At 40.6% G+C, this 18,754-nt stretch carries 17 protein-coding genes; 3 read left to right on the top strand and 14 right to left on the bottom strand.

All coding sequences use genetic code 11. The features are described 5' to 3' along the window. The 6 genes from phrB to E5N72_RS17285 form a co-directional block, all read right to left on the bottom strand. Positions 1-1,392 (bottom strand): deoxyribodipyrimidine photo-lyase, encoded by a 1,392-nt coding sequence (gene phrB / locus E5N72_RS17310; RefSeq protein ID WP_135926377.1) that lies wholly within the window; start codon positions 1,390-1,392, stop codon positions 1-3. Then, positions 1,392-2,345 carry a DUF523 and DUF1722 domain-containing protein gene (locus E5N72_RS17305; protein ID WP_135926376.1) on the bottom strand — a complete coding sequence of 318 codons (954 nt, stop codon included), beginning with the start codon at positions 2,343-2,345 and terminating at the stop codon, positions 1,392-1,394. The genes phrB and E5N72_RS17305 overlap by 1 nt, the downstream gene beginning before the upstream one ends. 10 nt (positions 2,346-2,355) lie before the next feature. Next, entirely contained in the window at positions 2,356-3,006 is a 651-nt protein-coding gene (locus E5N72_RS17300) for a ChrR family anti-sigma-E factor (RefSeq protein ID WP_135926375.1), read from the bottom strand. Next, positions 2,999-3,622, bottom strand: coding sequence for a sigma-70 family RNA polymerase sigma factor (locus E5N72_RS17295; RefSeq protein ID WP_135926374.1), 624 nt, complete (start codon positions 3,620-3,622; stop codon positions 2,999-3,001). Before E5N72_RS17295 ends, E5N72_RS17300 begins: the two co-directional genes overlap by 8 nt. Before the next feature lie 62 nt (positions 3,623-3,684). Beyond that, complete coding sequence (locus E5N72_RS17290; protein WP_135926373.1) at positions 3,685-4,263, bottom strand: LON peptidase substrate-binding domain-containing protein; 579 nt, start codon at positions 4,261-4,263, stop codon at positions 3,685-3,687. 219 nt (positions 4,264-4,482) lie between these two features. Next, positions 4,483-4,761 (bottom strand): hypothetical protein, encoded by a 279-nt coding sequence (locus E5N72_RS17285; protein WP_135926372.1) that lies wholly within the window; start codon positions 4,759-4,761, stop codon positions 4,483-4,485. 258 nt (positions 4,762-5,019) lie between these two features. On the opposite strand from E5N72_RS17285, the gene E5N72_RS17280 reads away from it, so the two are divergent. Further along, the gene (locus E5N72_RS17280) at positions 5,020-5,649 is read left to right on the top strand and encodes a hemolysin III family protein (protein ID WP_135926371.1); all 630 of its coding nucleotides are present in this window, start codon (positions 5,020-5,022) and stop codon (positions 5,647-5,649) included. Here the strand turns inward: E5N72_RS17280 and E5N72_RS17275 are convergent. Together E5N72_RS17275 and E5N72_RS17270 are read right to left on the bottom strand one after the other, a co-directional pair. Beyond that, positions 5,646-5,954 carry an MGMT family protein gene (locus E5N72_RS17275; RefSeq protein WP_235383426.1) on the bottom strand — a complete coding sequence of 103 codons (309 nt, stop codon included), beginning with the start codon at positions 5,952-5,954 and terminating at the stop codon, positions 5,646-5,648. The two genes, E5N72_RS17280 and E5N72_RS17275, sit on opposite strands and share 4 nt — an antisense overlap. After that, positions 5,938-6,849 carry a LysR family transcriptional regulator gene (locus E5N72_RS17270; RefSeq protein ID WP_135926369.1) on the bottom strand — a complete coding sequence of 304 codons (912 nt, stop codon included), beginning with the start codon at positions 6,847-6,849 and terminating at the stop codon, positions 5,938-5,940. Before E5N72_RS17270 ends, E5N72_RS17275 begins: the two co-directional genes overlap by 17 nt. 119 nt (positions 6,850-6,968) lie before the next feature. On the opposite strand from E5N72_RS17270, the gene E5N72_RS17265 reads away from it, so the two are divergent. After that, entirely contained in the window at positions 6,969-8,054 is a 1,086-nt protein-coding gene (locus E5N72_RS17265) for an efflux RND transporter periplasmic adaptor subunit (RefSeq protein WP_135926368.1), read from the top strand. Next, complete coding sequence (locus E5N72_RS17260) at positions 8,054-11,125, top strand: efflux RND transporter permease subunit (RefSeq protein WP_135926367.1); 3,072 nt, start codon at positions 8,054-8,056, stop codon at positions 11,123-11,125. The genes E5N72_RS17265 and E5N72_RS17260 overlap by 1 nt, the downstream gene beginning before the upstream one ends. Positions 11,126-11,255: 130 nt before the next feature. On the opposite strand, the gene rluF is transcribed toward E5N72_RS17260, so the two are convergent. The 6 genes from rluF to glgC all read right to left on the bottom strand — a co-directional run bounded on the left by rluF (position 11,256) and on the right by glgC (position 18,742). Beyond that, positions 11,256-12,200 (bottom strand): 23S rRNA pseudouridine(2604) synthase RluF, encoded by a 945-nt coding sequence (gene rluF / locus E5N72_RS17255; RefSeq protein WP_135926366.1) that lies wholly within the window; start codon positions 12,198-12,200, stop codon positions 11,256-11,258. 89 nt (positions 12,201-12,289) lie between these two features. Next, the gene (locus E5N72_RS17250) at positions 12,290-13,381 is read right to left on the bottom strand and encodes an ABC transporter substrate-binding protein (protein ID WP_135926365.1); all 1,092 of its coding nucleotides are present in this window, start codon (positions 13,379-13,381) and stop codon (positions 12,290-12,292) included. Between the two features lie 42 nt (positions 13,382-13,423). Then, complete coding sequence (locus tag E5N72_RS17245) at positions 13,424-14,506, bottom strand: DUF418 domain-containing protein (protein ID WP_135926364.1); 1,083 nt, start codon at positions 14,504-14,506, stop codon at positions 13,424-13,426. Between the two features lie 7 nt (positions 14,507-14,513). Further along, the gene (locus tag E5N72_RS17240) at positions 14,514-15,728 is read right to left on the bottom strand and encodes an HDOD domain-containing protein (protein WP_135926363.1); all 1,215 of its coding nucleotides are present in this window, start codon (positions 15,726-15,728) and stop codon (positions 14,514-14,516) included. Between the two features lie 91 nt (positions 15,729-15,819). Beyond that, positions 15,820-17,358 carry a glycogen/starch synthase gene (locus E5N72_RS17235; protein ID WP_135926362.1) on the bottom strand — a complete coding sequence of 513 codons (1,539 nt, stop codon included), beginning with the start codon at positions 17,356-17,358 and terminating at the stop codon, positions 15,820-15,822. A 100-nt stretch (positions 17,359-17,458) separates the two neighbouring features. Further along, positions 17,459-18,742, bottom strand: a complete 1,284-nt coding sequence (gene glgC / locus E5N72_RS17230) for a glucose-1-phosphate adenylyltransferase (protein ID WP_135926361.1) — start codon at positions 18,740-18,742, stop codon at positions 17,459-17,461. Between the last annotated feature and the right edge of the window lie 12 nt (positions 18,743-18,754).

Genomic DNA, 18,754 nt, shown 5'->3' with positions numbered 1-18,754 from the left:
TCACACCTTAAATGCGTTTAGCGCTCGCTCTCGCGCGGCTTTATGATCAACAATTGCTGGCCAATAACTGCTCGACTTACCCTGTTTCGCTAAATAATCATGCGGAAAATGGATTTGCTTTGCAGGTACTTTTTCCAACTCTGGTAGATATTTACGGATAAATTCACCATCTGGATCAAATCGCTCACTTTGGGTGATTGGATTGAAAATTCGAAAATACGGCTGAGCATCACATCCCGTACTTGCAGCCCATTGCCAGCCACCGTTGTTAGAGGCAAGGTCGCCGTCTATAAGGTGCTGCATAAAAAAGCGCTCGCCTTTACGCCAATCAATTAATAAGTGCTTAGTTAAAAAGCTTGCGACCACCATGCGTAAACGATTATGCATCCAACCAGTTTGCAGTAACTGCCTCATTGCAGCATCAACTAGTGGGTAGCCTGTTTTACCTTCGCACCACGCTTTAAAGTCGCTCTCATCATCACGCCATTTCACAGCGTTGTATTTATCATTGAAGTTGTCGTATTTACTTAGGTTTGGATAAATCGCGATAAGGTGACGATAAAACTCACGCCAAATCAATTCGTTAACCCAACAAAATAAGTTACTTTTGCTGCTACGTAGTACATCAGGATGGCGCTGCTGAATGAGTGCCAATAATTGCTGAACGCTAACAATACCCAAGGCTAAATATGGGCTTAATCCCGAAGTGCCTTTAATGCTTGGGATATCACGCTGGTCTTGATAGGTTGCTAGCTTTTCTTCAATAAAGCGTGCGCAAACGTGGCTGAGGGTATCATCATCAACAGGCCATTTTTCTGAGCAGCCGTCTGAGTCTAATAACTCATTTGGCTGCCATTCAATGGCCTCGAACATCTTAGGCGGCTCAGCAAAATAAAAGTGGGTGTCTTGATAAGCTTTAAGCCATGCATTTTTAAATGGCGTGAATACTTTAAACATTTCGCCGCTTTGATTTTTGATGCTTCCCGGTGGCGCAATTACATCGCCGTCGTATGCATAAAAAGCAATATTTTTACTGTCAGCATGCTGTAAAAACGCTTTATCACGGTTTACTTCGTTAAGCTCATATTCGTTGTTAGCGTATACATTTTTTACCTGATGTTGCTCACAAAATGACGCTAATTTTTCAACGCACCCATCGTAATCAACCGCATCAATGACATGTAATTTAATACCTTTACTGGCTAAAAGCTCACCTAAAAAGCCAAGCCTACGCTTTAGTAAATCAAGCTGTATAGCTGCTACATCATGTTTTTGCCATTGCTTTTCAGTAATAAAAAAAACTGCATTCTCGCAACCATTTTCGATTGCCAGATACAGTGCATCGTTATTAAAAAGGCGCAAATCGCGCCTAAACCAAAATAAAGTGTTCATTAAATTCCGTAGCGTAGTTTTAATTCGTTCGGATAGGGGTCTAGATAAACTTGTTTCGCCAAGTATTCATTTGGGTGAACTTTTAAATGATGCTTAATTAATGTCAGTGGAACATAAAGTGGTACGAGACCTTTACGGTATTCGTCGATTGCATCTCTTAGTTCTTGCTTTTCTATTTTAGAAAGTGACTTTTTGAAATAACCCTGTAAATGCATCAAGGTATTTGCATTATTTTTGCGAGAAGCTGGTTTTTTGAGGGCTGTCATTAACCCTAGAATATATTCATCTGCCAAGGCTTGGATATCTTCACCATCAAAGGTGCCCAGTAAATTCCCTAAACTACGGTAAGCTTCGTAATTATGTGCCATCAATAAATACTTATATTGAGCATGGAACTGGGTCAATCTATGAACTGTGAGTGGCTGCTCACATAGTGTTTGCCAATGCTTGTAGGTATAAACGCGCATAACAAAGTTTTCGCGAAGATGCATATCGTTTAAACGGCCGTTTTCTTCACAAGGCAACAATGGATTGTGTGCCATTATTTGCTCTGCAAAAAAGCCGACACCTTCTGAGGTGTTACCTGTACCCGCTTCGTTGTAGATTTTAATACGTTCCATACCGCAACTAGGGCTTTTGGCACAAAACACAAAGCCGCTTAACTCAGCGGTTTGCTCTGTTGCCACTCGTTTACCATATTCTGTTAGTTTAGGGCCAACATCGCCAGTACCATCAGGACGGCACACTTTAATGGTGTCGCCAACTCGCACTTGGCGAATCGTTGGTCTAGGGATTGGCAACCCTACCGCTACTTCAGGGCAAAACTTTTTATACTCAACATGGTTAGCCAACTCATCCATGCAAAAATTAGATTTTTTGTGTCCACTGTCAAAGCGAACTTTGTCGCCTGCTAAACAGGCGCTTAAACCAATTTTAATTGTCGATTGCTGCATATAAACTCTACTAATAGATTAGATTACCAATTGGATTTAGTAATTTACTAATACCTTTATTGAAGTGTAGGGCACTACTAACAACTGTAAAGCACAAGCACCCTTCAATTGTTTTTGGCGTGTGATTGTGGCGACCATCTAACATCATAAAGTCACCTGGTACATAGTGTCCGTCTTCATCACTAAACTCACCATCTAATAATAAAGTTAGCTCAAAACCCGTATGTGTGTGCTCAGGTATTTCACCACCCGCATCAATGTGCAATAGACTTGCTCGTAATGGGCCGTCGTCTAAATCAATGCGAGAGCGGGCAAGTTTACCTATTTGCATAAAGTTACTGTGGCCAATACGCGTAAGTGCTCTAGGTAATGTGTAGGTTTTATCTTTAACATCAACCGATACCTGTGCTTGCTCGTATACCTCATCAATTGACTCGTCAGCTATGATGGCATCAAAAAGAGTTTTATCGAACATATCATCCATATCATTAGCAGATTCGATAAATATGTCGTCAGCATTTTTTGCCTCAAGCGCGGCTAACTCTTTTTGGCACACAGGACACATTTCAACATGAATAGCGACTGCAACACTCAAAGTGGCAGGTAAATTACCTTCACTGAACTTGGCAAGTAATTCGTTGCTAGGATGGTGCTTAATCATGGTGATCTCCCATTTCATTGCGTAACTTCTGCAAGGCTAAGCGAAGACGTGACTTCACTGTGCCTACGGGAATATTTAAATGTTCAGCAAGTTGCTCTTGCGACATATCTTGAAAGTAAACGCCACGCACGACTTCACGTTGTGCAAGTGGTAGTTTATCAAGGTATTGTTTAATTTGTTTATCTTCTAAGTGATCACTAAATTCGTGTTGACCCGGCTGGGCTTCATCAATTAGAGGCCAAATATCTTCACTGATACACTCTTCTTTACTGCTCTTCATTTTTCTGAGCATGTCGAAAGACGCGTTACGCATCACGGTATAAACCCATGTCGTCGCCGCCCCTTTCTCTTTATGGTAAAGATGTGCTTTACGCCAAACTGAGGTTAACGTTTCTTGAACTAATTCCATTGCTTGTGCTTCAGAGCCGAACTGCTTTATCCCAAAACGTTTAATTTTTGGTGAGAAATATTGGAAAAGTATTGCAAACGCACGTTTATCACGGTGCGTAGCAACAGCAAATAATGCATCAGCAAGCTCTTTGCTTGGTGTATCTGGCATGGCAGAGTATTGACCTGTGTTAGGTTTACAACCTGTTTGAAGTTGTTGACTTACCATCTTTATGTCATCCAATTATTGTCGTTTGTAGTAATACGCCAAAAAGTTGATGTTAGATCACATTAATCAGTAAATTCGTTGTTAATTAGAGTATGGAGGAAACTTAGCAAGTTTTCAAAGCTAGATTTATAAGCAAGTTGTTGTTTTTTAACTAACGATATAGGCAGGATCTCTAGCCAACGAGCAGCGACCCAAGCAAGGTTATCAAATTGTGGAGTTTTATATAGACCCGCTAAGTCAGGCTGATTTGCAAACACAGCACGAAGTGTGTCACTTAGTAAGGTGTTTTCGTCATTAATTGGCGTGCTTACATACCACGAAGGTGACGTAGTTATTTCGATGTCAGCATGGCGTAGCTGCTGCTTGTCCTGACTAGCGTTGTGAATAGAAACCGCATGTTCAGCATAAACATCAATTAATAGTTGGCCATTATCATCTTGATTGAAATCGGTTATTTGCATTAAACAACCTATCTCGGGCAAGTTAAGGTCTGTGTCGTGTTGGTAAGTGCAAAGCACAAAACCTGTATTATCTTGCACAGCTTCTTTGACCATTGTTAAATAACGTTGCTCAAAGATTCTTAGCTTGGTGAACCCTTCAGGTAAAATAAAAACCGGTAAAGGAAAAATCGCACGCTTCATAAAGTCTACTATTCTAAAACCACATGCCTTTAATTACGTGCGCTTTCTATCCGCCGATCAATATTTCATGAAATCTTAATATCTACTTGTACTTTAGAAGTTGAACCATTGCGCAACGTTACGAAATAATTCGATTGATGCATATGCACTGAGTAAACTCAAAACCGGTGCAACCATAAGTAAAAATAAGCTGATTTCACTACTCATTGTCTTGTTTCCTTACTGCTTGTTTGTTGCTTTAGGAGCTTGAGCAACTTTTAACTCTTCTTCTTTCGAAGCAATTGCATCTTCACTCATGTAAGTATCTAGTAACTTTTGAGCATCAAACTCAATGCTGTTCATTACGCTTTGTTTCAATTCGTTACTTGCTTGTTGAACATAGCTTTTAACAGATTGTGTAATTGTGTTGCTGATATCTAATTCAAAGTCAGTAGCGCTTGCTTGAGTTGACGCAAATACAAGTAACGCAGCAGTAGTTAATTTAAGTGAGTTATTCATAGTGGTATTCCTTGTCTCTTTAAGTAATTAGTCGTAATTACTTAATCAAAGGTTGTGCCACCCTGAAAATATTTTTTAATTTCATGATTTTTAACGATTTAAAAATAAATTAAATTTTCAACCGCATTCAGAGTTGGTTAATAAAACCAACAAATTTAAATGTTTTGACCAACATTTAGTGAAAAAATAAGCATTGCCAACTTCAGCGTACACTTGTACACTGAAACTGTTTTAATCACTCATTTTTAGTAGATAGATATGACAGAACAACTCCCCTACTCACGCCAAGAAGAACAACTTAACGTGCTTACTCACGGCATGGGAGTCCTGTTTGCGGTATATGTACTGTGGGACTTAGTTTCACAATCTAAAGCTGTGTCAGCTACGGTAAGTGCCATCGTATATGGCTCAAGCCTACTAGTATTATTTTTAGCTTCTACTTTGTATCACGCAAGCACCAAGGAGCGTATACGGGCCATTTATAAAAAATGTGACCACTGTGCTATTTACTTGCTTATTGCGGGTACTTACACGCCTTATTTGGTTATTTCGTTATCAGGGGCATGGTCAATTGCAGCTTTGGTGTTTATTTGGTCTTTAGCACTTGGCGGCGTTGCGTATAAATTACTAGTCAAAAACACCAATAAAAAGGTCTCACTCGCTACCTATTTATTAATGGGTTGGTTTGCATTAGCGCTTGTTTACCCACTTTATTTAAACCTTGATTTAAGCGCTTTATGGTGGCTGCTAGCAGGTGGGATTGCTTACAGTTTAGGCACTGTGTTTTACAGTGCTAAAACTCGCCATTACAGCCATGCAATTTGGCATGTATTTGTGCTGGTTGGCTGTGTTTGCCACTACTTATCAATTAGTTTGTATGTTTATTAGTGCCACTGATGCAAGCGCATATTAATTTTGGCCTTGTTAAAGGTAACGCCTTCACTGAGTAGTTTTTGTCGTTGCTCAAGATGTTTATTGCTACCCTCTGGAAACGATATTTTGCCCTGGCTATTTACTACTCGATGCCACGGAATACGTGAACCTTCAGGCATCACTTTCAATAACCGCCCTACTAACCTTGCGTTATTAGGATAACCTGCAAGCTTTGCAACTTGCCCATAACTGGCTACTTTTCCCGCTGGAATGGCGCAAATAATGGTATAAATTAAATCTTCTTTAGTTGCCTGCTGCACGACTAGACTCCAAATACTGTTTGCTGACTTCGCTAAAATCTTGCCAAATTGCTCTCGCAACAGGACCATGATGGACAGAGTGCTGCCTAAAAACGCGTATTTCAGCGCCAAACTGGTGTTCACGGTCAGTAATTTTTATTTGCTGCAACAAACCGGCTTCAATCTCAGCTTGGCAATGTTGCAAACTAATCATCGCCCAACCCGCACCAGACAGTAAAAACGACTTTACACTGGTTATATCGTCAATTTTCATTAATGCAGAGCCCAATGTATAAGACAACCTATCACTATCGAAACTCAAGTCACTCTCAAACATAGCCAAGCATGGGTAATTTTGAATATCAGCAAAGCTAATTTTACTAGGTACCACATTAGGTGCGCTGACTATACCGATATCAAATTTACCTATAGGCAAACTTTCAAGATCCCCTGTTGCATGGAACAGGTCAAACCAAGGCCCAATCCCTAAGTCCGCTTGATGACTGTTTACTTGTTCAAGGGATACAAAGCGTTTACCTGAAGAAATACTAAACTCAGTACTAGCAAAACGTTGGAAGGTTTCACTTATGACTTGATTGTAACTAGGTTGGTGGCAAAGTTGCTCGTAGCAAATTTTATAATTAGCTTCATTTCCTAGCGCCAACTCTTTAGCAAGCGAGCTCAGTTCACTGTTTGCGTTAAGTAACTGACGTGCCTCACGATAAAAAATACGGCCTTTTTCAGTAAGATGTAAGCGATACTGGCTACGGTCTAAAAGCTCAAACCCCAGCTCAGATTCGAGTTTTTTTATCGCCAGTGTTAGTGCAGGTTGGGTTTTATGAAGTTTTATAGCGGCTTGGCTCAAACTAGCACTCTGTACAATTGCATCTAAAATAACGAGTTGATTTAGGTTCATGATATAAAAACCACTATATAAATAAAATTAATGATGTTTCTAAAATTTAATAATTTTTATTTTATATGTTTGCAGCGTATCCTGCAGCTAATTTATGCATCATATCTATGGAGAAGACAATGAAATTGGCATTCGTTGCGATAACTACGAGCCTAATTTTGATGCTTGCGGCATGTTCTGAGCAGGCATCTAATACTGAGGTTGAGCCAGTTGTGCGCCCGGTAAAATTATTCACTATAAGTAATCTTTCAGATGAAACTATACGTAGTTTTCCAGCTGAAGTTGTTGCTAACCAAGGTTCATATCTCGCCTTTAGAGTGAATGGTGAGTTACTTGAGTTCCCAGCGCTTGCCGGTCAGCATGTTGAAAAAGGACAACTGCTTGCCAAACTCGACCCTGAAGACTTTCAACTACAATATGATGAGCGCAAAGCGCGCTTTGAACTCGCAGAGTCTCAACTTGAACGTGTACAAAAGCTTTTTGACCGTTCAATCGCCAGTCAATCTGAGTTAGACCAAGCCCTTGCTAACAAGCAAGTAGCAGAATCAGCATTAAAGATAGCTAAAACGAATTTAGATAACAGTGAACTACGTGCCCCGTTTGCAGGCACTGTAGCAAAGGTGTTTGTTAAAAACTTTGAGAACATTCAAGCCAAGCAGAATATTTTACGACTTGAAACCCGTGATTTAATGGATGTTGTTATTCAAGTCCCAGAAAAACTCATTGCACGCATCGATAAAGATGTTGAATATCAACCTGATGTTGTCTTTGATGGCTATCCTAACAAATCTTATAAACTGTCTGTGAAAGAATTTGATACTCAAGCAGATCCAATCACCCTAACCTATAAAGTGGTATTTTCTTTACCGGTTCCTAAAGATTTTAATCTACTTGAAGGTATGACTGGCCGCGTTGATATTGATTTAAGCAAGATCACCAACTCACAATCCCCCTATACATTATTACCTGTAGAAGCTGTTTTCTCTGAGCCAACCGAGCCTGAAAGTAACAATAGTTATGTATGGATTTATGACGAAGAAAGTGGCCTTGTCCATAAGCAAGCTGTAGAAGTAGGACAGCTACATCGTGATAGTATTGAAGTATTATCGGGTATCAAAGCAGGACAAAAAATAGTCGCTGCAGGGGTTAACTTTTTAGAAGAAGGCATGAAAGTTCGTCCTTGGCAAAAAGAGCGAGGCTTATAATGAGCTTTGCTGCACTTGCTATCGAAAGGAAAGTGGTAAGTTGGATGTTTGCGCTGTTTTTGCTTATTGGCGGAACAGTGGCTTACTTTGGCTTAGGACAACTTGAAGACCCTGAATTCACCTTAAAAAAAGCCATGGTGATCACCCTGTATCCAGGTGCGTCGCCACAACAGGTTGAAGAAGAAGTTACCTTTCCCATAGAGAATGCGATTCAACAACTGCCGTATGTTGATTACGTAACCAGTATTTCATCACCGGGTAAATCGCAAATTACCGTCGAGATGAAAAGCAATTATCGTAAACAAGACTTACGCCAAATATGGGACGAACTGCGTCGTAAAATCAACGACCAAGCAGCCTCAATGCCATCTGGGGTTTATCCGAGTAAAATTATGGATGACTTTGGTGATGTATACGGTGTGATGTACGCGGTAACTGGCGATGGTTACTCTTACGATGAACTGAAAGATTACGTTGATTATTTAAAACGTGAGCTTGTGTTGGTTGATGGCGTTAGTAAAGTAACTGTTGGTGGCGAGCAACAAGCACAGGTTATGGTTGAAATTTCAACCCGTAAACTTGCCCAGCTAGGTATTTCACCCAACCGCATTTATCAACTTTTACAAACTCAAAATAGTGTGTCGAACGCAGGTAAGGTGCGCGTCGGCGATGAGTCAATTCGCTTACACCCAACTGGTGAATTTAAAGACGTTAAAGAGCTTGAAAATCTTCTTATTTCAAAGCCAGGTGAAAATGAACTTATTTATTTAGGTGATGTTGCTAAGGTATTTCGTGAATACGCTGAAGTACCAAACAATATTATTCGCTATAACCAACAGCAAGCATTACTGGTAGGTGTGTCATTTAGCACAGGCGTAAACGTCGTTGATGTAGGGGCAAATATTGATGCCCATCTAGCGTCACTCGAATACCAGCGACCGCATGGTATGGAAATCAACAGCGTTTATAACCAGCCAGCCGAAGTTGAGAAGTCAGTAAGTGGCTTTATTATCAGCCTGCTTGAAGCGGTTGCCATTGTTATTATTGTACTTTTAGTCTTTATGGGCTTTAAAAGTGGCGTATTGATTGGTGTAATACTTCTGCTTACCGTATTAGGCACCTTTATTTTCATGAAGTTGTTTGCCATAGATTTACAACGTATCTCATTAGGCGCCCTGATTATTGCCTTAGGTATGCTGGTTGATAATGCCATTGTTGTAACCGAAGGTATATTGATAAACCTCAAGCGCGGACAAACAAAACTGCAAGCTGCAACTAACATAGTTGATCAAACCAAGTGGCCGTTACTCGGTGCGACGGTTATCGCTATTACGGCATTTGCGCCAATTGGTTTGAGTTCAGATGCCAGTGGTGAATTTGCTGGCAGCTTGTTCTGGGTGTTGTTTATTTCATTATTATTAAGCTGGATCACAGCTATCACCCTGACGCCATTTTTTGCTGATTTAATGTTTAAACAAGCAACTGAAAAACAGCCACATCATGATGAAGACCCTTATCAAGGTGTTATTTTTAATGTCTATAAAGGCGTGTTACATGCGGCAATGCGTTATCGTAAAACCACATTGTTACTAATGGTTATCATGCTTGTGAGTGCTGTGTTTGGTTTTAAATTTATCAAGCAGTCGTTTTTCCCTGCATCAAATACACCAATGTTTTATGTTGATTATTGGCATACACAAGGTGCTGATATTCATACCACAATGGATGGCGTCGCAAAACTTGAAAAATTCTTACAAGCAGACCCTCTTGTAGAAGAAGTAACCACAACGGTTGGCCAAGGTGCGCCTCGCTTTATGCTGACTTACGCACCTGAAAAATCATACCCAGCTTATGGGCAATTGATTATTCGTGTAAAAGACCGTGAAGCCGTCACCACTATGATCAAAAAAGTACGTGATTACCAACACGAGCATGTACTTGATGCTCAGCTTAAAGTTAAACGTATGGAAATTGGCCCATCAACTGATGCAAAAATCGAAGCGCGTTTTTCTGGTGCTGATCCCGTGGTACTTCGCCAGTTAGCAAAAGAGGCAAAAGACATTCTGCATCAAGATGCAGGAGCATTTAACATTCGTGACGATTGGCGAGCACGCTCTAAGTTAATCCGTCCTCAGTTTAACGAGCAAAAAGCCCGTCGTTTAGGGATTGCCAAATCTGACCTCGATCAGCTGCTGTTAACCAGCTTATCAGGTAAGCAAGTGGGTGTTTATAAAGATGGCACGCAAATGCTGCCCATTATTGCCCGCTCGCCTGCAGAAGAGCGCTTAAACGTTGAAAGCCTGCGTGACTTACAAATATACAGCCCTGTGTTAGGTGTGTTTGTACCCGTTACACAAGTGGTTGATGACTTTGTGGTTGAGTGGGAAGACAGCTTGATCATGCGACGTGACCGTAAGCGTACCATCACAGTGATGGCCGACCACGATGTTATTGGTGATGAAACACCAGCAAAGCTCTTTGCACGTGTTCGCAAAGATATAGAAGCCATTAAACTTCCGAATGGCTATGAACTGCAATGGGGCGGCGAGTTTGAGTCGTCAAGCAAAGCACAAAAAGCCATTTTCGGTTCATTGCCACTTGGTTATTTAGCCATGTTCGCAATCACAGTACTGCTGTTTAACTCTGTTAAGCAACCATTAGTAATATGGGCGACGGTGCCGTTAGCAATCATTGGTGTATCGGCAGGTTTATTACTAATGAATGCAGCATTTAGCTTTATGGCACTGCTTGGCTTACTTAGTTTAAGCGGCATGCTCATCAAAAACGGCATTGTGTTAGTTGACCAAATTAACCTTGAACTCGATAGCGGGAAAGACCCTTATAAAGCGGTATTCGATTCTGGTGTAAGTCGTGTGCGTCCTGTAGCGATGGCCGCAATTACTACTATTTTAGGCATGATCCCACTGCTATTTGACGTGTTCTTCCAGTCAATGGCGGTAACCATTATGTTTGGCCTTGGTTTTGCCACAGTGCTGACCCTGATTGTTGTGCCTGTGCTTTATACCATGCTGTTTAAGATCAAAGTACCTAAACAGCGTCACGCTAATTAATACAGATTGACTCTCAACCAAAAGCCCTAACAGCAAACTGTTAGGGCTTTTTCTTTATTAGAATAACTGGTAACTAAAACCGCCACAGCATAAAAAGCTATTCAAACACTACAATTTTAAAAGCTCAAGCTTACTTTTTCAGGCTTAATGTACCTGTGCGTTTGGTGCCGCTACGTTTCGTTTGATTTGGTTTTGCTGAGTGCGAAATGCCAGCCTTTGATCTTGATTGACCTTGTTTGGCATCATTGCGTGCTTTTTTCACGTATTTAGAAAAATCGCGCTTTTTTTCTTCTTCATTACGTGGTTTTTGCTTGCCGCGGGCTTGGGTTGGCTGTTTATTTTCATCAATTGAGCGCTCTTCTGTTTTACCTGAGTCGGCAATTGAGTTATTGATCTCTGCCATTTCTTGCTCAGTTAAATGACGCCACTGCCCTACTTTTAAACCTTTTAGGGTAACGTTCATGATACGTGTGCGTTTAAGAGTCACCACTTCATAACCTAAATATTCACACATGCGGCGAATTTGGCGGTTTAAGCCTTGTGTTAACACAATGGTAAATTGCTGTGGGCCAGTTTGTTTTACCTTACACTTTTTAGTAACAGTATCAAGAATAGGAATACCGTTTGCCATCTTGTTAACAAACTGGCGGTTTAGCGGTTTATCAACTGTCACTACGTATTCTTTTTCATGATTATTACCAGCACGCAGGATTTTATTAACGATGTCGCCTTCGTTGGTTAAAAAAATCAAGCCTTCTGAAGGCCTATCTAAGCGTCCGATTGGGAAAATACGCTCTGGGTAGTTAACCGCTTTAACAATGTTACTTTGAATTTTTCGCTCAGTTGTACAAGTAATACCAACAGCTTTGTTATAGGCGATATAAACTCGTTTAGGTTTTGCTTTTAATGGCTGACCATCAATCAGAACGTCATCATCATTGCTGACTTTTACGCCCATTTCAGGCAAGTTGCCGTTAACAGTTACACGACCTTCTTCAATATATTTATCTGCCTCACGGCGTGAACAAAAACCTGTTTCACTGATAAATTTATTTAATCGCTTTAACTCTGTCATGGCATACTTCTGTCTGGATTTTAAAGCCGCTAGTTTATACCAGAAGCCTTTGCCAAGCTAGGTAGAATCTAGGCTCTTTCGCAGCACTTTTAGTGCAGCGCTGCATTTTTAGGCTTTTCACTCAATAAACTATGCAGGGTATCAAAATCGAACGCGTACTCGCTACTTTTAGTGTTTTGCAGTAAAAAGGTTTCAAAGGGGATAACCGACCAGTCTTTAATATTTCTAAGCCAGCCATAACTTTTTATATTGTGCTGTGTAATGACCCCAAGTTGAAACTTAATCGCATTATGGTTTTGCCAATAAGGATTACCATTTTTATGATCGACTAAGCTTATTAATGCCCACGCCCCCATCATAAAATGCCCGCCAACACTGGCCGTGAGTTTTTGCTGTTCAATCAAGTCTAAATTTTCATCAAGCCAATCTATACCACCAATAAAATAGGCTTTCTCTGCTTTTTCTTTTACTGCTTCAAGTGCACCTTGTGCCATTAAATCAGAAGCGCACCAAATTACATTAGTATCTGGATATCGTTGTAATAAACGACTTACTTTATGCACTGCCTCTTGCTTGCTCCAGTTGGCATAAACAACTTGCTCAAGCTCGACATCTTGTTTACGTAAGTAATGAACAAGGCCATCACTGCGGGTATCTGATTCGGAGCCATAATGACCATTAATCGCAACAAAATGCGGCGTTTGCTTTGCTGCTATTGCCTCATTAAGCAAAGCTTTGCCAAGTTGCTCTCCCGCTTTAAAGTTATCGTGAAAAACCTCTCCTAACCAGTATTTAAAGCGCTGGCGAGGCTTACCAACTTCATCTCGCTCAACGCCGACAATGGTTTCTTCCAGTGTTATAAAGTTAACTTTGTGCTGCTCAAGTAGAGTCATTGACTGCTCAGCACCACCTGGGTAATTGATCAAGATAGCGTAATCTGGCTTGGGGTTATATTGTAGGTACTGTTTTAATTCAGCTAATTGAATATGACGATTACCGCCGCCGTAAATGGTCGTGAGATTGACATTATTTTGCTCGGCAGCCACGTGCATGATATCACTCACTTTTTGCCAAAATATGTCGGTTTTAACTGATGGATTAACGAGCAACACAGAAAACTGATCGCCTGCATAAAGTGGTGAACAGCAAAGCAATGTTAAAACTAACCAGCAAGTCCGCATAACCACTCCGTTTTGTTTTCTTTTATTGTAGTATACGAGACATTATCTCGACAATTTTCGCCAGATTAATTCACACGGACCATGTTTAAAGTACTGGCTATAGACTTTACAAAATACCAATTGAAAAACAAGCACACCCGCAATAACCAACCAATAATCTATTCGATCGAAATTAAGTGCAGCGCTTGAGAATGCAACTTTAAAAAACAGTATAAATATTACTGTTTGCATCAGATATAAAGTCAATGACATGCGTCCAGCCTGCTGTAGCAGTAACCATTTACTGGATTTATTTTTAACTATTTTTACAATGATATGGCAATAGCAAATGGCCATAGCTAAAGCTGCTAGCCAATTTATAGGCTCGACAATCGCGTACATAAATACACTACTGTTAGGGTCTATCATCAACCTTACGACTGTTAAACCAATAGCCGCTGGAACAATCATGTTAAGCTGAGCTTTCGTTAAGCCGTCAACAAAAACCCCTTGTTTATATAGATAAACGCCCATTAGCATTAGCCCTGCGGCCATCCATATTGTGATCAGCGGCACTGCAATAAGCATCACAGTAAACATTAATACGTTACTGACAAATCCAGCAAAGTAGGAAGAATAAGCCGCATCATAAGCCATCAAAAACGCGTCTGAGCTTCGCGTTAAAGGCGTTAATTCAGGTTCGACAAAGGCAAGTAAAAATGAAATAAAAGCACCGAGAAGTAAAAACAACATGCCCATACGCAGTATTTTTTCGTTATCTTGCTGGCTAAATTTAAGGGTTAACCAACCAGCACAGGCATAAATAAACAAAATATCGCCGGCCCAAAGCAAAAAGCCGTGAGCAAGGCCAATATAAGCAAGCACTTTTAAGCGATTATGTTGTTTATCTATACTTTGCCAAAGCTGCCATTGTATAACCAATGAGGCACCAAATAATAGGCAAAAAAGGCTTCTAAAACGACCATCAATAAATAACACATTAATGATGTTTATGACGGTATCAGAAAGTGGTGGCGATGAGCTTGGAGTATAATCATACTCAAACATAGCAAAGGTATAGATGTTCATAAACATCAAACCTAGCACCGCAATACCCCGTAAAACATCCATATTTATATTGCGCATAGTTCCCTTATAAGTTTTGTCTACAGCTATCGCTCCAATTTACCGCATTTTCGTATATTTTGGGAAGCTCCCCACTCTCAATATTTAAATAGGCAACTGCTTGCTCCAGTGCCCACCAGCTTCCTGTTTCGTATGCTTTAACAGTTTCGAGAATGTAATAGAGAATATTCTTTTCTTGCATTAATGCTGCATGTATTTCGTCAGGAAACGGCAATCTATCCAACAGCTTTTCCATCGGCTGATCTAATATTGCATCGAGTAATGAAAACAGCCCCGTTAAAAATGCCTCTCCGGTTTGTTGTTTTGCGACACGCTGCGCTATTAATTCACAAAAACGCGCTCTGACAACACAAAGCCGAGTAAGCTCGGCTGGTTTTGATTGGGCGCTATGGGCGGTGATGATCAAACTAACAAACTTTTTCAGTCGTTCATGACCTAGGTACACAAGCGCTTGCTTTAATGAACCTATTTTACTTTTTATTGGAAATACACCACTGTTTATCAAGCGTAATAGCTTATACGCAAGTGCAGTATCTAATGAAAACAGTCCCGCGATTTCGCTAATATTAGGATCAGGGCGCATTACTTCAGCATAAATCGACAAAACTAATGCATAGTTGTAATCGATATCGCGATGTTGGATCATTTTTGGTTTTGCAAAAAAGTAACCTTGGAAAAAATCGAAACCCATTTTGTAGGCTTTCTCATAATCATCGGCAGTTTCAAGCTTTTCTGCTAATAGTTTTATTTTTTTATGCTTTTTCAGCTTCTGTAAAACAGGGGCAATGTCCTCAAAGGGGGTTTGCTTCACATCGAACTTAATCAAGCGAATTAACTTTAAAAAGCGGTCCCATTCAGGTTGGTATACGAAATCATCAAGAGCAAGTTTGTAGTTATTATGGAAAAGCTCCCGACAAAATTCATAGTTTTCATCTGTTGGCTCCATCGTTTCGAGAAGCTCAATAACCACGTCTTGAGTTGGCAAAAACGCGCATAGGTCCAGTTTCAACGATTCTGGACCTATGTTAATTAACGCCTTTTTGCCCGACGTAATATGGCGAGTGCCTAGATTGAGCTGGTTTTCCATAATCAGACGCGCAGTAGCTGTGCTCTCTGAAACATCCGGGAAACTGTTTTTTAAACTATCTCTAAATAGTAGCTCATAGGCGACAACTTGTTGACGACGATTAAAGACCGCTTGCCTAGCAACAAATACAGCCACTTTACCTACTTTTGAATTTTTATATCACACTAAGTAATTAATAGCTGAAATAGACAAAAAAGTCACTTAATTACCATGAATCACGCAATATTTATTGATATAAGCCTGATAAATAGCCATCTGCAACAGATCCCCATGTAAAACGAGCATTTTTAGCTTGTTCACATATCGAGCGCCATTGCTCAGGTTGCGACTTTTTAAGGTCTAGCGCATCACTAAAACCAGTAATAAGTTCGTAGCTTTGAGAGGCTAAACTCTCACCTCTAAAACTAAAACCACTGACATTATGCTCGACCGTATCCTGTAAACCGCCAACACCATGAACTAAGCATGGCTGTCCAGCGCGCATTGCTAACATTTGACTTATTCCACATGGCTCAAATGAGCTTGGCATTAAGAATAAATCACCCAAGTGATACATATATTCACCAACCAAGTGTGCATAGCCTTTTAAAAATAGCAGATTCTCTTGGCGTGCCATGACAGTTGTCATGATTTGCTCAAGTTCAGCATCACCAGAGCCAAGAATTATCATGTAGCCATCATGTTGCTTTAAGCGTTGACATAACTCATCTAAAACCAATGCTTTTTCATAAGGTTGACGCAGTAAAAGTGCCTTTTGATCTGTTAATCGACCAACACTCGTAACAAGCGGACCCGCAAAAGGTTTTGTTTTGAACTGTAATAAACGTTGGTGAGCAAGATAATAACTTGAATCCAAGATGGGGCTCTTCGCCATCCATTGAAATAGTGCCGACTCTGCATGATGGTAAAGTGTTGCAAGGCTGATATCTTTGAGTTCCATTCCTGGATATTCACAACCATTTAGGATCCCTACCACACGACCTTCACGATAGGCTGCCTGCAAATCAGCTTCTAGTCCTTCTCCACCAAAAAAACCATTTGCAGCATCACTCGGACGCAATACTTCTTGACAGTAGGTCGGTGAAACAAGGTGCACTTTATCAACTAAATTAATCGCTGCTCGCATCGGATTAAAACAATCGTGATAACGCGGATCGCACAATTTCTCGCCGTTATAATTTAAGCCCGGAAACCATGCTTCTAAACTTGAGCTATCGCCTTTAAATGGGCGAATACCCTGCAATGCCAAATTATGAACGGTATAAGCTAAAAATAACTTAGATAATGTACGGTAACGACCGTCATTTTTTAGTAATAATGCCACACAGGCGCTATGCCAGTCATGCAAATGCATTACATCAGGGGTTCGGATAATTCCTTGTAGTAAGGCTTCACACACCGCCGCATTAAACAATGCAAACTTACTCGCATCGGTTGCAAAGGGCCTGCCAGGTTCATCATTACAATACACGGCACCATTATGGCGACTGAATTCCCAATGAGAAATAATCAGTTGCGTAACACCGTGTTCACTATTGGCAAGTTTCCACACGTCTAGTTGCTGCATATGCCCTGCAAATGGAACATGTACAACACCGATATGATGACGTTCAAGATAATGAAATCCGTAATCAGGGATCACAACATCAACAGTAAGGCCTTTATCAACTAACGCTTTAGGACAGTCCCTAACAACATCCGCTACACCACCGACTTTAGCATTCGGTAATGCGTCATTCTCTGCAGCCACCATCAACACATGCATGATTAGCAGTACTCCATAACATTAATTCTTACTATGAAACAAGGAGTAGCAATTGCTACTCCTTACTACACTATGACTTTACCATTAAACAAAGTATTTATTACTTTGCTTTTGTTGCCTTTGCTTTTTTCTCAAGCTCATTCAACATGTCTCGGGTAACAAGTACGATACCCTTTTTCGACACTCTAAAGCCATTTTCTTTATCAGCTTCATTATCAAAACCAATTTCAAGGCCAGCAGGGATCTCACAGTTACGGTCTATAATAGCACGCCTAATGCGGCAATTACGGTTAATTTTAACCCCAGGTAAGATCACTGACTCTTCGATTTCACAATATGAATGAACATATACATTCGAAAACAGCAGTGATTTTCTAACCATTGAACCAGAGATAATACAGCCACCCGATACCGTTGAATCCACAGCCATACCACGTCTATCATCATCATTAAAAATGAATTTAGCAGGTGGTAATTGCTCTTGATATGTCCAAATCGGCCATTTAGGATCGTATAAATCAAGCTGAGGCTCTGGCATAACAAGCTCCATATTGGCTTCCCAAAACGAATCCAGGGTACCTACATCACGCCAGTACGGCTGGCCTTCATTTTCATCTCTAAATGGGTATGCAAATACATTGTGCTCTTCAATGATGGCCGGGATAATATCGTGTCCAAAGTCACGACCAGAACCCTCTGTTTCTGCATCTTTTTTTAACTGTTCAAATAAGAACTCTGTGTTAAAAATGTAGTTACCCATTGACGCTAAACAAGTACCTGGTTTACCCGGCACTGAAGTTGGCTCAGATGGTTTCTCATCAAAACGGCGAACTCTGTTATTCTCATCAACAGTCATTACACCAAAGGTACCTGCGGCCTCTTCACACGGTACTTCGATACAGCACACTGTCATATCTGCACCAGTTTCAACATGCTTAGCAAGTAAACCGCCGTAATCCATGCAGTAAACGTGGTCACCTGAGAGAATCATCACGTATTTAGGCAGCTCATGACGAATGATATCCATATTTTGGAAAACGGCGTCTGCCGTACCACAATACCAATCATCACCTTTACGTTGTGATGCCGGCAGTATTTCTACCGACTCACCGAGTTCTTTCTTAAAGTGTCCCCACGCACGGTTTACATGGCGGATTAATGAGTGTGACTTGTATTGAGTTGCTATACCAACACGACGAATGCCTGAGTTAATACAGTTTGATAGAGGAAAATCGATTATTCGATGTTTCCCGCCAAAATACACTGCTGGCTTAGCACGCCAGTCTGTTAATTCATGTAAACGAGAACCACGCCCACCTGCTAAAATGAGTGCATACGTTTCTCTTGTTAAACTACTTATGTATCGATTTGCATAACTAGGCATAACTCTCTCCGT

It is taken from the genome of Pseudoalteromonas sp. MEBiC 03607 (genome assembly GCF_004792295.1).
GTDB lineage: Bacteria > Pseudomonadota > Gammaproteobacteria > Enterobacterales > Alteromonadaceae > Pseudoalteromonas > Pseudoalteromonas lipolytica_C.
This window is presented reverse-complemented; position numbering and strand designations above follow the sequence as displayed.

What these genes read in the sequence shown, in the direction of transcription:
- phrB (WP_135926377.1), bottom strand. Translation starts at nt 1,392, where the DNA reads ATGAACACTTTATTTTGGTTTAGGCGCGATTTGCGCCTTTTTAATAAC.
- E5N72_RS17290 (WP_135926373.1), bottom strand. Translation starts at nt 4,263, where the DNA reads ATGAAGCGTGCGATTTTTCCTTTACCGGTTTTTATTTTACCTGAAGGG.
- E5N72_RS17245 (WP_135926364.1), bottom strand. Translation starts at nt 14,506, where the DNA reads ATGCGCAATATAAATATGGATGTTTTACGGGGTATTGCGGTGCTAGGT.
- E5N72_RS17285 (WP_135926372.1), bottom strand. Translation starts at nt 4,761, where the DNA reads ATGAATAACTCACTTAAATTAACTACTGCTGCGTTACTTGTATTTGCG.
- glgC (WP_135926361.1), bottom strand. Translation starts at nt 18,742, where the DNA reads ATGCCTAGTTATGCAAATCGATACATAAGTAGTTTAACAAGAGAAACG.
- E5N72_RS17235 (WP_135926362.1), bottom strand. Translation starts at nt 17,358, where the DNA reads ATGCATGTGTTGATGGTGGCTGCAGAGAATGACGCATTACCGAATGCT.
- rluF (WP_135926366.1), bottom strand. Translation starts at nt 12,200, where the DNA reads ATGACAGAGTTAAAGCGATTAAATAAATTTATCAGTGAAACAGGTTTT.
- E5N72_RS17305 (WP_135926376.1), bottom strand. Translation starts at nt 2,345, where the DNA reads ATGCAGCAATCGACAATTAAAATTGGTTTAAGCGCCTGTTTAGCAGGC.
- E5N72_RS17295 (WP_135926374.1), bottom strand. Translation starts at nt 3,622, where the DNA reads ATGGTAAGTCAACAACTTCAAACAGGTTGTAAACCTAACACAGGTCAA.
- E5N72_RS17300 (WP_135926375.1), bottom strand. Translation starts at nt 3,006, where the DNA reads ATGATTAAGCACCATCCTAGCAACGAATTACTTGCCAAGTTCAGTGAA.
- E5N72_RS17260 (WP_135926367.1), top strand. Translation starts at nt 8,054, where the DNA reads ATGAGCTTTGCTGCACTTGCTATCGAAAGGAAAGTGGTAAGTTGGATG.
- E5N72_RS17265 (WP_135926368.1), top strand. Translation starts at nt 6,969, where the DNA reads ATGAAATTGGCATTCGTTGCGATAACTACGAGCCTAATTTTGATGCTT.
- E5N72_RS17270 (WP_135926369.1), bottom strand. Translation starts at nt 6,849, where the DNA reads ATGAACCTAAATCAACTCGTTATTTTAGATGCAATTGTACAGAGTGCT.
- E5N72_RS17280 (WP_135926371.1), top strand. Translation starts at nt 5,020, where the DNA reads ATGACAGAACAACTCCCCTACTCACGCCAAGAAGAACAACTTAACGTG.
- E5N72_RS17250 (WP_135926365.1), bottom strand. Translation starts at nt 13,381, where the DNA reads ATGCGGACTTGCTGGTTAGTTTTAACATTGCTTTGCTGTTCACCACTT.